The 14,861-nt window shown below is 53.9% G+C and carries 9 protein-coding genes and 6 pseudogenes; 12 read left to right on the top strand and 3 right to left on the bottom strand.

Annotated elements, in window-relative coordinates; translation table 11 throughout:
* The first annotated feature begins 499 nt into the window (after positions 1-499).
* The 3 genes from PACILC2_RS14145 (at position 500) to PACILC2_RS14135 (ending at position 3,017) form a co-directional block, all read left to right on the top strand.
* Complete coding sequence (locus PACILC2_RS14145) at positions 500-1,009, top strand: ribonuclease H-like YkuK family protein (protein WP_372447132.1); 510 nt, start codon at positions 500-502, stop codon at positions 1,007-1,009.
* Between the two features lie 92 nt (positions 1,010-1,101).
* On the top strand, positions 1,102-2,037 hold the full coding sequence (locus tag PACILC2_RS14140) for a manganese-dependent inorganic pyrophosphatase (protein WP_062495666.1): 936 nt from the start codon (positions 1,102-1,104) through the stop codon (positions 2,035-2,037).
* A gap of 197 nt (positions 2,038-2,234) precedes the next feature.
* The gene (locus tag PACILC2_RS14135; protein ID WP_062495664.1) at positions 2,235-3,017 is read left to right on the top strand and encodes an alpha/beta hydrolase; all 783 of its coding nucleotides are present in this window, start codon (positions 2,235-2,237) and stop codon (positions 3,015-3,017) included.
* 165 nt (positions 3,018-3,182) lie between these two features.
* Here the strand turns inward: PACILC2_RS14135 and PACILC2_RS14130 are convergent.
* Together PACILC2_RS14130 and PACILC2_RS14125 are read right to left on the bottom strand one after the other, a co-directional pair.
* Positions 3,183-3,661: pseudogene (locus PACILC2_RS14130) on the bottom strand (C40 family peptidase).
* A 515-nt stretch (positions 3,662-4,176) separates the two neighbouring features.
* Positions 4,177-4,508: pseudogene (locus PACILC2_RS14125) on the bottom strand (winged helix-turn-helix transcriptional regulator).
* A gap of 197 nt (positions 4,509-4,705) precedes the next feature.
* Between PACILC2_RS14125 and PACILC2_RS14120 the strand changes: the two are divergent.
* Positions 4,706-5,650 (top strand): aldo/keto reductase family protein, encoded by a 945-nt coding sequence (locus PACILC2_RS14120; protein WP_062495658.1) that lies wholly within the window; start codon positions 4,706-4,708, stop codon positions 5,648-5,650.
* A gap of 128 nt (positions 5,651-5,778) precedes the next feature.
* Here PACILC2_RS14120 and PACILC2_RS14115 read toward each other — a convergent pair whose 3' ends face one another.
* The gene (locus PACILC2_RS14115) at positions 5,779-6,627 is read right to left on the bottom strand and encodes a hypothetical protein (RefSeq protein ID WP_145977287.1); all 849 of its coding nucleotides are present in this window, start codon (positions 6,625-6,627) and stop codon (positions 5,779-5,781) included.
* Positions 6,628-7,074: 447 nt separating this feature from the next.
* On the opposite strand from PACILC2_RS14115, the pseudogene coxB reads away from it, so the two are divergent.
* From coxB to PACILC2_RS14075, 8 genes and pseudogenes are all read left to right on the top strand, one after another.
* Positions 7,075-8,117 (top strand): annotated as a pseudogene (gene coxB, locus PACILC2_RS14110) (cytochrome c oxidase subunit II).
* Between the two features lie 50 nt (positions 8,118-8,167).
* Positions 8,168-10,016, top strand: a pseudogene (gene ctaD / locus PACILC2_RS14105) (cytochrome c oxidase subunit I).
* On the top strand, positions 10,013-10,633 hold the full coding sequence (locus PACILC2_RS14100; protein WP_062495652.1) for a cytochrome (ubi)quinol oxidase subunit III: 621 nt from the start codon (positions 10,013-10,015) through the stop codon (positions 10,631-10,633). The pseudogene ctaD and the gene PACILC2_RS14100 overlap by 4 nt, the downstream one beginning before the upstream one ends.
* Before the next feature lie 3 nt (positions 10,634-10,636).
* Positions 10,637-10,956 (top strand): annotated as a pseudogene (locus tag PACILC2_RS14095) (cytochrome C oxidase subunit IV family protein).
* Positions 10,957-11,053: 97 nt separating this feature from the next.
* Positions 11,054-11,952 (top strand): annotated as a pseudogene (ctaG, locus tag PACILC2_RS14090) (cytochrome c oxidase assembly factor CtaG).
* A 35-nt stretch (positions 11,953-11,987) separates the two neighbouring features.
* Positions 11,988-12,449: a DUF420 domain-containing protein gene (locus PACILC2_RS14085; protein WP_062495646.1), complete on the top strand. Its 462-nt coding sequence runs from the start codon at positions 11,988-11,990 to the stop codon at positions 12,447-12,449.
* Positions 12,450-13,689: 1,240 nt separating this feature from the next.
* Complete coding sequence (locus tag PACILC2_RS14080; protein WP_213529206.1) at positions 13,690-14,367, top strand: hypothetical protein; 678 nt, start codon at positions 13,690-13,692, stop codon at positions 14,365-14,367.
* Positions 14,368-14,396: 29 nt separating this feature from the next.
* Positions 14,397-14,846: a GntR family transcriptional regulator gene (locus PACILC2_RS14075; RefSeq protein ID WP_062495642.1), complete on the top strand. Its 450-nt coding sequence runs from the start codon at positions 14,397-14,399 to the stop codon at positions 14,844-14,846.
* Positions 14,847-14,861: the final 15 nt, after the last annotated feature.

Genomic DNA, 14,861 nt, shown 5'->3' with positions numbered 1-14,861 from the left:
CCCCCTCCTACTCGATCCGCCGGGAGAGGAAAGGTCCGCATCAATCCGATCCTCAAGACCGCACCCGGGAAAGGAAGGGACAGCTATGCTTCAGTCGTATCACATGTTCGCTTCGTCGTCGGTGTTCCGGCAGACCGGCCGGCACATAAGCTGTGGCGCCCCTTGTGCGCCGCACTGCCGCCATGTCTCGGGAATCCTTGCCCAAGACAGCGATGCCGATTGCGCTTCGGCAAGGCGTGAGACGCTGAAGAGGCTGCCTGTCATGACCGTGTTGCGAGTCATAGAACGATGGACGAGCGGCGTTGCTGCCCGGACATGGATGCAATCCTGCCTTGTTGGCGGGGGGACGCCGTGTCCGGGCCGTTTTTTTTCGTAACTGCCTGGGGCGGCATACTCGATTATGCTTGCCGCAGCGCATACAACGCATACTAGGAGCATATGGCGTGCATACGAAAACGGGGTGAGACCATTGCGATTTCAAAATTTAAGCGAAAGCGGCATGACCGTTACCGATGTGCAGGAACGTATTATACGGTTTATCGAGCGCGACCCCAAAGCCTCCTATCAGTTTGCGATCGGAACGGACAGTCAGGTGCACCGGAGCCATACGAAGTTCGCGACGGGCGTTGTCATTCACCGATTGGGCAAAGGCGCGTGGGCCTGCTACCGGCAGACGGTTATTCCCCGCGAGCTGACCTCCATCCGGGAGAAGCTGACGCTGGAGACGACATTCTCGCAGCAGGTGGCACAATGGTTCGACGAGGACTTTATCCGCAGGATGGAAGAGGCTTTGCTGCCGTACGTCTACCAGGGGGCGATGCTGCAGACGTATATCGACATCGACGCCGGCACCGAGCCGATCGTGAACAAAACGTCGCTGTATGTGCAGGAGATGATCAATCGCGTCGAATCGACGGGACTGTACGTTCCGCGCGTCAAGCCCGATTCGTACGTCGCTTCCGCCTATGCGAACCGGTATACGAAGAAGCCGGCGAGCATCGTCATGTAGCGGCCCGCAAAATCTTCAATTAAAGGGATGGGAATAATATCAGTTTCACGCTATAATTGAGGGTGTAAATTTTGCGATAAAGGAGTTCAATCATGGAAAAAGTTCTGATTTTCGGTCACAAAAATCCGGACACCGATTCGATCTGTTCCGCCATTGCATACGCCGATCTGAAAACCCGGCTGGGCCAAAACGTCGAGCCCGTTCGCCTCGGAAGCGTGAACGGCGAGACGCAATACGCCCTCGACAAGTTCAAGGCGGAGGCGCCGCGTCTCGTCGAGACGGTTGCCAACGAAGCGAAAGGCGTCATTCTCGTCGACCACAACGAGCGTCAGCAAAGCGCTTCGGATATCGATAAAGTGCAGGTGCTGGAAGTCATCGACCATCACCGGATCGCCAACTTCGAGACGAGCGGTCCGCTGTACTACCGCGCCGAGCCGGTCGGCTGCACGGCGACGATTCTGAAGAAGCTGTACAAGGAGAACGGAATCGCCATTCCGCAGCAGATCGCCGGCCTGATGCTGTCCGCGATTATTTCCGACTCGCTGCTGTTCAAATCGCCGACCTGCACGGAAGAAGACGTGGCGGCTGCCCGCGAGCTGGCGGAAATCGCCGGCGTCGATGCCGAAGCGTACGGTCTCGAAATGCTGAAGGCCGGCGCCGACCTGAGCGACAAGACGGTAGCCGAGCTGATTTCCCTCGATTCGAAGGAATTCCAGATGGGAGGCGCCAAAGTCGAGATCGCTCAGGTGAACGCCGTGGATACGAACGACGTGCTTTCACGCCAGGCGGAAATCGAGGCCGCGCTCTCCCGGATTATTGAGGAGAAACAGCTCGATCTGTTCCTGTTTGTCGTAACGGATATTCTGAACAACGATTCGATCGGGCTGGCCCTCGGCCGTGCCGCCGATGCTGTCGAGCAAGCCTACAATGTGAAGCTGGACGGCAACAAAGCGGTGCTGAAAGGCGTCGTCTCCCGCAAATCGCAAATCGTGCCGGTGCTGACCGACACGTTCAACAAACGCGCTTAATGTAAATATGGCTTTGCTGCAACAGGCTGTCCGGCAACAGGTTTTGATGTCCGGACAGCCTTTTTTGCCTTGTCCGGCCAACCGTCGGCCGTCGGCCGCCGCGCCGCTTGGCCGCTTGCGCGATCAAGCTTTGTTTCAATCGGTCCGGGATATCGGATACAATGGGGATATTCGGTTCATGAAAGGGAGATGAGAACATGGCTTTCATGCAGTGCGATTTCTTTTCCGAAACGCTCGGCCTGTCCGTATCGATGAACGTCATTGTGCCGCAGAAGACCCGTTCGCAGATCGGCATGGAAGGAAAGGCGTCAGCCGACAGGCATCCGACGCTCTATTTGCTGCACGGGCTGTCGGACGACCATACGATATGGATGCGCCGCACCTCGATCGAGCGTTATGCGGCAGAATACGGCCTGGCGGTCGTCATGCCGGCCGTCGGCAGAAGCTTCTATACCGACGCGGTACAGGGGGCCAAATACTGGACGTTCGTCAGCGAAGAGCTGCCGGCGCTCGCCCGCTCGTTCTTCCCGCTGTCGGATGCGCGGGATGCGAATTTCGTCGCCGGCTTGTCCATGGGGGGATACGGCGCCATGAAGCTCGGTCTTCGGCGTCCCGACCTGTTCGCGGCGGCGGCAAGTCTGTCGGGCGCCCTCGATGTCGCGGAGCTTGATGCGGACCGCGTCACGATGAGCCAGGCGGAATACCGCCGCATCTTCGGCAGCGGCGAAGAGGTGCGCGGATCGGACAACGATTTGTTCGCGCTGGCCGAGCGTCTGTCCCGCTCTAGCGGACCCAGGCCGAAGCTGTTCCAGTGCTGCGGTACGGAAGATTTCCTGTACAGCCATAATATCCGGTTCCGCGACCATGTCCGCTCCCTCGGACTCGACCTGACATACGAAGAAGAGCCGGGGGGCCATGAGTGGGGCTATTGGGATATGAAAATCAGACGGGTGCTCGAATGGCTGCCGCTTCAGCGGTAGTTTCATCTTCGACACGGATCCAAAACGATACGGGCGTCCATGTGAGGCAATCATCGATTTCGGTACGACAGCCTGCAGACAGCTGGCTGCATAAGAAAAGGAAGTCCATCCGGCGGACTTCCTTCTCTTTATGCGTATACATGTGGCGCGTGCCAAGCTTGTCCTTTACAGGACGCGGCGGGCGGTCGTGTAATTTTTGCTCCACCAGCCGGATTTGATCGTGCTGATGGTCACGCCCGGATCGCCATAAGTGTGAATGATTTTGCCGTTTCCGATATAGATGCCGACATGATGGATCGGCGAATAGAAAAATACGAGGTCGCCAACCTTCAGGTTGCTTTTGGACACGTACTTGCCGACTTTGGATTGTGCCTTCGACGTGCGGGGGAGGTTGATGCCCGCGGCTTTCTTCATGACATGCTTCACGAATGACGAGCAATCAAAATAACGGGTCGTACTGGTTGACGCGCCGAACCGGTACGGGGTTCCCAAATATTTTTTCGCTGTCGATACTATTTTGAAGCAGTTGAACTGCTGGCTGCGCTCGCTTGTTGTGCCGGCATTACCGGGACAGCCGAAGTGAAAGCGATAGACAGACCGAGTGCAGTCGCCGCGAATAATTTTACCAAACGATTCCATTTCATGAGAAAGTTCTCCCATCCTTTCCTGATATATCTTGAACTTGCAAGTTTCTAGTACTACCTTACCATAACCGGAACCTGTAAGCCTTTTCCTATGAGACAAAAAACCTTTCCATTCCAGCGATTATACGCATTTCTAAAAAATAAATGAGAATATTCTCAGCATGAAATCGAAAGGATTAAAGTCTTATGACTTTTATCCTGTTCTATAGTAAACAATGAACTTGTTTCCTTTCCAAAGAACGATGATTACTTCTCAAAATGATTTATTTGTAATTATATGGGTATTGTTGAAAAGAGGGGTTAGCGTACCGTAAGGGCACAATATCGCATATCGGGAGGAGTGTCGCCGGATCCCGTCGCAGGATCCTGCAGCATAACAGCAGAACGGATAGAGGCTGAACCGGACGAAACCGGGCGTTGCCGTACGCAAGCGGAACGCTGTCAAGATGAATGAACCGGCGCAATATCAGCCCGGCCATAACGCGCAGGCCGACCCGCTGCCGGGCGCGCCCGTCTTACGTCCAACGGGCGGCCCAAACCTTCATCTGGTGGATGATCGGATGCAAATCATGCCCTTTCGGCGTCAGCGTATATTCGACGGTGACCGGAACGGTCGGGTATACGCGGCGCTCCAGCACGCCTTTCTCTTCCAGATGCCGGAGCGTGCTGGTCAGCGCACGCGGGCTGATCGCGGGGATATGGCGCTGCAGCTCGCCGAAACGCTTCGTGCCGCAGAACAGCTCGCGAAGAACGAGAAACGCCCATTTACCGCCGATCACGTCCAACGTTTTTCGATGTTGCATTCGATGACGGACGGATTTTTCGGCACATGATTGCTTTTGCTCATCTGAACGGCCCCTTTCCCTGACAGGATTCGTTGTGTCAAGTATACTGAAGTATAGTAGATATCGATAGGATAATATAATGAAACGGCTTTCACTTCTTTCAATATTATACGAACTTTTATACAATGGTAAAGAGGTTGATAAATATACATAAAAAGATTACGGTTCCAGAGGATGGATCGAAATGGGAGGGTGGCAAATGAAATACAGGAGACTCGGCGGAAGCGGATTGAAAGTAAGCGAGATCAGTCTTGGCAGCTGGCTGACCTATGGCGGTTATGTCGAGCGGCAGCAGGCGGTGCAATCGATTCATACCGCGTATGGACTTGGCATTAATTTCTTCGATACTGCCAACATCTACGAGCGGGGCGCGGCCGAAAAAGTGCTGGGGGAAGCGCTGAAGCAATATCCCCGCGAGTCTTACGTGCTCGCGACCAAAGCGTATGGGGTCATGGGCGACGGCCCGAATGACCGCGGATTGTCCCGCAAGCATATTATCGAGCAGTGCAACGCCAGTCTGAGACGGCTTGGCCACGATTATGTCGATATCTTTTATTGTCACCGGTTCGATCCGGAGACGCCGCTGGAAGAGACGCTGCGGGCGATCGACGATTTGATCCGTCAAGGAAAAGTGCTTTATGCGGGTGTCAGCGAATGGACGGCGGCGCAAATTACGGAAGCGCTCAATATTGCGGACCGCCGGTTGCTGGACCGCATCATCGTCAATCAGCCGATTTACAATATGTTCGAGCGGTATATCGAGAAGGAGATCATTCCGCTCTGCGAGCAGCGGGGCGTCGGCCAGGTCGTTTATTCGCCGCTTGCGCAAGGCTTGCTTGCCGGCAAGTATTCCTCTGCTACCGAAGTTCCCGAAGATAGCCGGGCTGCCAAGCTGGATTGGGTGCGCAAACAAATCAGCGAAGACAAGATCGCGAAGGTGAAGCGGCTTGAGGGCGTCGCGCAAGAAATCGGCCTGACGGTCGGTCAGCTTGCCCTCGCCTGGATATTGCGGCAGCCGAATGTCGCGAGCGCCTTGATCGGCGCGAGCCGCCCCGAACAGGTGAGGGAGAATGCCCGGGCTTCCGGCGTCGAACTGTCGGCCGAAACGATCGAGCGAATCGAAGAGATTCTGAAAGACGAATAAAAAATCGGAACGGATCGTTCGAAGGCAGCTGCCTCCGAACGATCCGTTTTGCATTCGTACATCGCCACAATAAAAATATGAAGAAATTGTTTAATACGAACAATCGGTTTTGGCCGCGAAGGCCGATGCTACTTGTATTGCTGCTGGCCAGTCCGGATCAGCGTATCCGGTGCCGACGAGCGCTGGGCGCCGGCGGCCCGCTGCGCTTCGCTCGGGCGCGTCTTTTCTTCCTGCGGCGGAATGCTTGGCTTGTCGGCACCGGCCGCTCGGCGCTCCTTGATCCGCTGCAGCGGAGCGGGAACGTCGCCGACTCCGGCGAACTGGTATTTCACGAGCCGGTTAAAATCTTCGGTATAAGGCTCAAGCGGCCTTCCCGCCCACGATTCTTTCGCATACTCGACCAGTTCGTTGACGAAATCCATATTGGCCGAAATATGGACTTCCTCGACAGCCGGAGCGAGCCGTCTGACAATGACGGCGACGCTTTGTTTCAGTTCGCCGGAAATCTGATTCAGGTCATTGACAGAGAAGTAAGAATTGTAAGGCGTCACCATCTTCCGGTTGTCCCAGTAAGAACTGCCTGTATCCGCGTTATAGACGCCTTCGTTCATCCCGGTATTGTTCTGTTCCCTCGAAGCCCTCCCGCCGCTGCGCAAAGTGCCGACAGCTGTCCAGTCGAGCACAAGGCCGACATACGCATTTTTGTCCGTCAGCATGACGACAGAGGTCGCAACGCCGTTCAGCTTCGCCACTTCCGATGAAAGCGCGCGGCTGTACTCAAAATATCGATTGTCGTGCTGGCGGGGGTCGTTCGTCGTTGAGCCGTACATTTTGCTGCCGATTGTTTTCGGATCGCCTTTTTGGCGGGATCCGTAATCCAGGTCGCTGTCCTGGACTCTGCGCACATAATTGCACCCGGTTGTGGCGGCGAGCGCGATGATGACGGATAACAGAATCGCGGTGGTGCGGTACCTCATGGCCCGTATGCCTCCCTTTCGTTTCTTTAACGTATAGGCTTTGTTCCCTCCGGCGAAATATGCGTGCATGGCGGATACATAATTGACCATGGATATGGTGCACAATGTAGGATAGAGTCTGGGACTGACTGCGGCAGTCCCGACGCCGCTTCAGCGGCTGCGAAAAGGGTTCGGCGACATTCGCGCAGCAGTGGAAAAACCGCGCCGGATCGGCAATTTTGACATCTTTGAGAACAATTTGTGAACTCCTTCCCGAACATTGACAAATAGATACTACAACTTTATATTAAGTAAAGTAATTAAGTTGTACGAAGTTGGCAAAATGCATCATCGCACCACACAGTTCCCTTTGGCCATACCGCACAAAAACGCTTACATACCGCTTGCATTCATGAAGCGGGGTTTGTTTATGGGCAACTGTGAAAACGTAAAAAGTGGGGTTGATTAATGATGAATCGGTGGCATGCAGTAAAACGTCTCTTGCCGCTGCTCGCCGGAATGGCACTGCTGCTCTCCGCTTGCGGTCGTGCGGATCTGTCGGCGTTAAATCCGCAAGGGCCGGTAGCTGAAGAGCAGTTCGGTTTGATGAAACTGGCGATTACGATTATGTCCTTTGTCGTCATTGTCGTTTGTGCCTCTCTCTGTACGTCATCGTGAAGTTCCGCCGGAGACGCGGCGACAATACGATTCCCGTTCAGGTTGAAGGCAATCACAAGCTGGAGATCGTCTGGACGGTTATTCCGATCATCCTGCTGATTATTCTGGGCGTGCCAACGGTTCAGTCGGTATTCGGTTTGTCAAAGGATTACTCGAAAGATCCGGACGCGGTTCAAGTTATCGTAACGTCCCATCAATACTGGTGGGAATTCGAATATCCGCAATTCGGCATCAAGACAGCGCAGGAAATGGTCATTCCGACCAATGCCAAAATTGCTATCGAAACGAAATCGGGAGATGTCAAGCACTCGTTCTGGATTCCCGCGCTGGCCGGCAAAATCGACTCGAACGCCGGCGCCAACGTGAACACGATGTACTTCGAAGCCCCGAAGCCGGGCGTCTATTTGGGCAAATGTGCTGAACTGTGCGGCCCTTCCCATGCACTTATGGACTTTAAGGTGAAGGCGGTGGACGAAGCTTCCTTCGACCGCTGGATCGCAGCGTTGAAAGAGCCGGTGGAACTTCCTGCCGATCCTGCCGTCCGAGAAGCCTTCGTCAGCAAATGTCTGTCCTGCCACGCGGTCGGCGATCAGGGCGGCATGATCTATCCGAACCTGACGGGCATCGGCAGCCGGGAGACGGTTGGAGGCATATTGGTCAATACCGATGATGCGAAATACGCTAACGAAGGTACGGTTTATGAAAACTTGAAAAGATGGATCGAGGATCCGGACAAAATCAAACCCGGCAACGGAATGGGCAAAGTGGCGTTGACGGAGCAGGAGCTTGACGGCATAGCCAAGTATTTGTCGGAGCTAAAGCTTGATTATTAAGGATCGACAGAATAAAGAAAAATCATCGGTGATTGAAGGAGGTCCCCACCTTGGCTCACGCAGCACACCCGGTTAAACGTTACCGCGGCCTGATGGATTGGCTGACGACGGTTGACCATAAAAAATCGGCATTCTGTATTTGATTGCCGGCGGATTTTCTTCCTGATCGGCGGGCTGGAAGCCATTCTGATTCGCATTCAGCTCTGGAAGCCGCTCAATAACTTTGTCAGCGCCGACATGTTCAACGAACTGTTGACGATGCACGGCACGACCATGATTTTCCTGGCAGCGATGCCGCTGCTGTTTGCGCTGATGAATGCGATCATTCCGCTGCAGATCGGCGCGCGCGACGTCGCATTCCCTTTTCTGAACTCGCTCGGATTTTGGACTTTTCTGTTCGGCGGTCTGCTGCTGAATGTCAGCTGGTTTACCGGAGGAGCTCCCGACGCCGGCTGGACTTCGTACGTGCCGCTCGCGGGAACGACTTACAGCGGAGATCATGGCGTAGACTACTATGTTATCGGTTTGCAGATTGCCGGTATCGGCACGCTGCTCGGCGGCATCAACTTTATGGCGACGATCATCAATATGCGCGCCCCGGGCATGAGCTTCATGCGGATGCCGATGTTTACGTGGACGGTATTTATTACATCGGCGCTGATCCTGTTCGCTTTCCCGGCTCTGACCGTCGGTCTTGCGGCGCTCATGTTCGACCGGCTGTTCGACGCCAATTTCTTCAATCCTGCCAATGGCGGGAACACGATTTTGTGGGAGCATATTTTCTGGATTTTCGGTCACCCTGAAGTGTATATTTTGATCCTGCCGGCTTTCGGCATCATTTCCGAAGTGGTCTGCACGTTCTCGCGGAAACGGCTCTTCGGATACAGCTCGATGGTTTTCGCGACGATGCTGATCGGATTTCTGGGCTTCATGGTTTGGGCTCACCATATGTTTACGACAGGGCTCGGACCGGTGGCGAACGCGTTGTTCTCGATCGCGACCATGCTCATTGCGGTGCCTACGGGCATTAAAATCTTTAACTGGATTTTTACCATGTGGGGCGGCTCCATCCGCTTTACAACGGCCAGCCTGTTCGCGATCGGATTTATTCCGACGTTCGTTATGGGCGGTGTAACCGGCGTTATGCTGGCTGCGGCGCCGGCCGACTTCCAGTACCACGACTCCTACTTTGTCGTAGCGCACTTTCACTACGTCATCGTAGGCGGATTGATTATGGGGATCTTTGCGGGCCTGCATTACTGGTGGCCGAAGATGTTCGGACGGATGCTGAACGAAACGATCGGAAAAATCACGTTCGTGACGTTCTTCATCGGGTTCCATATGACGTTCTTCGTCCAGCACTTCCTCGGTTTGCTCGGCATGCCGCGCCGGATCTGGACCTATCTGGACGGTCTCGGCTTTAACGGACTGAACCTGATCAGCACGATCGGCGCCATCCTGATGGGCATCGGCACGGTCGCCTTCCTGATCAATATCGTCATTACGGCGGCGAAACCGCGGAATGCCGCGGACGATCCGTGGGAAGACGGCCGCACGCTGGAATGGGCGATTTCTTCGCCTGCGCCGGAGTACAACTTTGCGCAAACGCCGCTCGTTCGCGGTTATGACGCGCTGTGGAAAGAGAAGATGGACGGCAACAAAGGCATGACGCCGGCCGAACCGCTGGGATCGATTCATATGCCTTCTCCGTCGATTCTGCCGTTCATTATGTCGGTCGGATTGTTCATTGCCGGTTTCGGTTTCATGTACCACAATTACTATATTGGCGCAGCCGGCCTCATTATCATGTTTGCCTGCATGGTGATCCGGTCCGTCAAGGATGACCACGGCTTCCATATTGAGCCGGACGAACTGCAGGGCAAGGGGGTAAAAGCATGAGCGCTCATTCACACGCAGATGGCAAGCTGCCGCACGAGCCCGAGAAGGCAACCCTGGAAGGCCGCAACAAGGTTCTGGGCTTCTGGCTTTTCCTTGGTGGGGAGACCGTCTTGTTCGGTACTCTCTTCTCGGCCTTCCTTGCGCTCCGCCATCAGGTGGGCGAAGGAAATCCGACAGGTCAGGAACTGTTCCAGCTGCCGCTCGTGGCGCTTGCGACTTTCCTCCTGCTGACGTCCAGCTTGACGAGCGTCTTCGCCATCCAGGCGATGCATCGCCAGCAAACGAAGCAGCTTATTTCGTGGCTTGTCATTACGGTATTGCTCGGTCTCGGCTTTCTGATTCTGGAGATCTACGAATTTTATCACTATGTGCATGAAGGTCACGGCTTCACGACGAGCGCCTTCAGTTCCTCCTTCTATACGCTGGTCGGGTTCCACGGCGCACACGTGCTGTTCGGCATTTGCTGGATTTCGCTTCTGATCGGGCAACTGATGAAAAAAGGGTTGACCGTCATAACGGCGCCGAAGGTTTACGTTTCGGCCATGTACTGGCACTTTATCGACGTCGTCTGGGTTTTCATTTTCACCGTCGTTTACTTGATGGGAAAGGTGGGCTGATCGATGGCAGCAGACAATCATACGCTGACAGAAGAGCGGCCGAGACGGCATAGGCTTGAAGGACCCCAAAAGCATGTTATCGCGTTTATCTTCTCGGTCGTATTGACGTTGCTGGCGTTTGCGCTGGTCATGTCCGGCGAGATGAACGAAACGTTCATTTACATCATGCTGGTGACGATGGCGATTTTGCAGGTCATTATTCAAATGGCATTCTGGATGCACATGAAAGACCGCGGTCACCTGTTTCCGATCATCGGTATTTTGGCGGTGCCTTCGTCGCATTTACCTGTGTCATTATGGCACTTTATTGGGTTTGGTGGTAAGCAGCCGATCCATAATTGAAAAGAGGTGGGTCCAATCGGCCCCCTCTTTTTTTTAAAAATATAACGTCTCCTTGCGTTTGTGAAGGGAGGGATTGAGATGCTCGGTTTGGAATATTTCAGCTTTGAAGAGCTGTGGAGTCCGATGTTTTTCTTTTTCATGGCGGCTGTCGTCATCGGCTATTTCTATATCATCGGGCCGTGGCGGTTGAAGCATGAGCCTGGCGAAGCGCCTGCGACAACAAAACAAAAAGTAATGTTCGTAACCGGCATATTGTTCTATTATCTGGCGAACGGCGGTCCGCTTGACCTGCTTGGCCATCTTCTGTTTACCGCTCATATGGTCAGTATGTCGCTTTCCTATCTGATTGCGCCGCCGCTTATCCTGCTTGGTGTGCCCGCTTTCGTTTGGAGGCGACTGTTCGCAGCTCCTTTCTGGCGCAAATTTTCCGGATTGATGCATCCGATTCTGACGCTGCTCCTTTTTAATATTCTGTTTTCGATTTATCATGTGCCGCTTGTGCATGACTATGTGATGACCCATTTTATGGTGCATCGCTTGTATTATGTGGTGCTGTTGATCACGTCGATGATGATGTGGGCGCAGATCGCTTGCCCGGTTCCGGAGTGGAGCCGGCTGACCGATGTGAAGAAGATGGCTTACGTTTTTGCGAATGGCGCCTTGTTGACGCCTGCGTGCGCGCTCATTATTTTTCCGGCAATACGCTGTACGGCACGTACAACGACCCGAACGTATGGGCGACCGCAATGGGCTATTGCGTCAGCGGGGACCCGGGCGATTTGTTGACCCGTTTTAACGGCGGTCCTCTGTTCTTTCAAATCTTGGATCCTTTGGAGGATCAGCAGCTCGGCGGTATCGTCATGAAGCTCGTGCAGGAAGTGATGTACGGGGCCATACTGGCTTATATTTTCAGCCATTGGTTCAAGCGCGAGCATACGGAGGACGATCTTCCGGGCGCCACTGACGGAGCGCATTAACCAGATTTTCATTTGCGAATATAGGTGGGATACCAGTGGAACATTTTTTGATTTTGCCGACGATCAGCACATCATTCATTATCATTAGCGCCGTTCTCGTCGCGATCGGTTGGCCGCTTGCCGCCAAGAGACGGCTGGAGGCGCACCGCAAAGTAATGCTGGCGGCGGCAGCGGCGGCCCTCGTTTTCTTTATCGTATACGTCTCGAGAACGATCTTCGACGGCAATACGCAGTGGGGCGGACCGGACAGCCTGAAGCCTTTCTATCTCGTTTTTCTGCTGTTTCATATCGTGCTCGCCACGGTCGCGGCCGTATTCGGCATTACGACGCTGACGCTGGCCTTCAAGGAGAAATTCGCCAAGCACCGCCGATGGGGCAGGGTGACGGCCGTAATCTGGTTCGCCACCGCGATAACCGGCGTTATGGTCTATTTGCTGCTGTACATTCTGTATCCGGGCGGACATACGAAACCGCTTATCGACGCCATATTTGGCTAAGATTGCGACCATTGAATCTGGGAAGATTGGACGGGACGATGCCGCGGCATTCGTCCTGTTTTTTAACTCATTGTTCGAAACTCCCTCGCGTCTCATGCCGGCAACCCATCACTCGCATCTCACTCGCGTCCCATCGCCGGTATCTCATCAGACGCAACTTATCGACCGCAATGCATCGCCAACATCCCATTAGCCGTTACTCATCTCCGCATCTCGCGACCGTAACTCATCCCTCGCATCGTATCCCATTTACCGTAACTTATTGACCGCATCTCAACATTCGTATCTCAACATTCGTATCTCAACATTCGTATCTCAACATTCGTATCTCAACATCCGTATCTCAACATCCGTATCTCAACATCCGTATCTCAACATTCGTATCTTAACATTCGTATCTCATCACTCGTGTCTCGTCACCCATATTTCACCGACCGCAGATCTCGACCTCCAAGGATAAGCCGATGCTGGCCATTGTGTTGCGCGCGTCGCCCCCGACGGTATACGGTCCGGGCACACATGCAGCAGCACCGATACCATAAGAACACCATATTTACTGCATAACCGGCCCGCTCATCAGCAATTCGTCCGACTTCAGCACTCGCTATTGGCGCTTGCCCAGGCTCTCATCATTTGCGCGTAACTCATAATCGATGCAAAATTACAAAATACTGCAAATATGCATCTTTTACCGACGAAATCGGTTGATTTTGAAGAAATTGCTGCAAAAATACAATTTTTTAAGCCTCAACGGCTCTATCGCAAGGTTTCGGCATGAGAATGATGTACTTTTGCAGGAATTTTCTGTTATTACTAGATAATATAGAAAAAAAGATGTATATTTGCAGGAATTCCCTTTAGATCCGTTCCGCCTGCCCCCGAAACTAACAAAGCTGGTCTGGCATCAATCGGTTTCCTCACCGTGCGCGATTTGGAGCCGGACTAAAGTTTCGCACAGAAAGATTCGGCCCGGCAACAAAGCCCCATCCCAGCAACAAAGCCCCATCCCGGCATTAAAGTCCCATCACAGCATCAAATCTCCGTCAAAGCTCCGTCAAATCTCTGCTTTCCCGATCCGGTCAAACCCCTAGTTCGCGGTTCCATAGAACTTTCTCGCCGTTTGTTGACAGCAAAAAAATGCATGGTTATACTGTATATAAAGATATACACAGTATGATGACCGGGACGTGAGGCATATGAATGACTGGCGAGGCGGATGGCGAATCGCCAAGCATGAATTGTGGCGAGATCGCATGGGGCTGATGTTTACGATTATTTTACCGTGTATCTGACAGCCGTTACCTTCCCTCTGACCAAAGCACTTTTCGCGGGACAGCCGGACGAGAGTTGGACTTGGGCGATCGATTTCATGATGCTAAGCGTATTGCCGAGCATGGGGTTTATGGTTAGCGGCTTCACGATGAAATATTGGAAGGACGACAGCTTTACGCGGAAACTGGCGTTATGGCGAACGATGCCGATATCGATCCCGCAGATCGTGGCGGGCCGGTTGTTGTTGCTGTTCGTGGTGATGATCCCCGTATTGTTCATTTACTTTATATCCCAGTACGTTATCGCGTTGGCTATAGGCCAGGCGCTGCCGTTATACCCTTTCGTTCTGTACGCTCTGTTCTGGATCGGTTATTCCATCGCTTTGGCCATTCAATATATCTATTGGGAACAATCGGTCAGCGGCAAAAAATATTTTCTGATCTGCAGCGTCTACCTTGTCATTATAGCGGTTTTGGTGGCTGTCTTGTGGTTTAGCGGCATCGGATTAACGAGACATCTTACAGCCTCGGTCAGCAGGGGAGAATGGTGGTATCCCGGCTCGGCGCTCGCCGCTGCGGCGTTGTCCGTCATGTTCGGCAGCCGCTTGATCGCCGGCAGCATCCGCAAGCGCAATCTGCTCGGGTAACGGACCGGGAACGAAGAAGGTGATGACTTGTGTGGCTGCCCATTCATATTAACGAGCAGAGTGCGGAACCGCTCTATTATCAGATCGAGGTTCAATTGCGCGCGCTCATCGTCAGCGGCCAGCTGGCGGAGGGGACGCTGCTTCCTTCGATCCGGGAATTGGCCCAGCTGCTCAAGTGCAGCGTAATTACCGTCCGGCGCGTCTATCAGGATCTCGAGAACGAAGGGTTGCTGCGCACCCGGCAAGGTACCGGCACATTCGTAGCCAAGGTCGATCGGACCGAGCGCGACCGTCAGCGATTGCAGGCCGTAATCGCGGCATTCGAAGCGGCGATCGAAGCGGGATTGCGGGTCCAATGCTCCGAAGAAGAGCTGCGTGCGGTATTCGAGGAGGCGCTGCGGCTGAAGATGGGTTCCCGGGACGGACCCGACCGGAGACGGGATGAAAACGACAGACACCTGCCTGGCGAGAAAACATGACGGGCCGACGAGAGG

This window comes from Paenibacillus cisolokensis (genome assembly GCF_018403665.1).
In the GTDB taxonomy this organism is placed as follows: domain Bacteria; phylum Bacillota; class Bacilli; order Paenibacillales; family Paenibacillaceae; genus Paenibacillus_AH; species Paenibacillus_AH cisolokensis.
The sequence above is the reverse complement of the archived record's forward strand: the minus strand, read 5'-3'. Positions and strand labels throughout refer to the sequence as shown.

Excerpts from the sequence above, each read along its gene's own strand:
- PACILC2_RS14140 (WP_062495666.1), top strand. The coding sequence starts at position 1,102 with ATGGAAAAAGTTCTGATTTTCGGTCACAAAAATCCGGACACCGATTCG.
- PACILC2_RS14120 (WP_062495658.1), top strand. The coding sequence starts at position 4,706 with ATGAAATACAGGAGACTCGGCGGAAGCGGATTGAAAGTAAGCGAGATC.
- PACILC2_RS14145 (WP_372447132.1), top strand. The coding sequence starts at position 500 with ATGACCGTTACCGATGTGCAGGAACGTATTATACGGTTTATCGAGCGC.
- PACILC2_RS14100 (WP_062495652.1), top strand. The coding sequence starts at position 10,013 with ATGAGCGCTCATTCACACGCAGATGGCAAGCTGCCGCACGAGCCCGAG.
- PACILC2_RS14135 (WP_062495664.1), top strand. The coding sequence starts at position 2,235 with ATGGCTTTCATGCAGTGCGATTTCTTTTCCGAAACGCTCGGCCTGTCC.
- PACILC2_RS14115 (WP_145977287.1), bottom strand. The coding sequence starts at position 6,627 with ATGAGGTACCGCACCACCGCGATTCTGTTATCCGTCATCATCGCGCTC.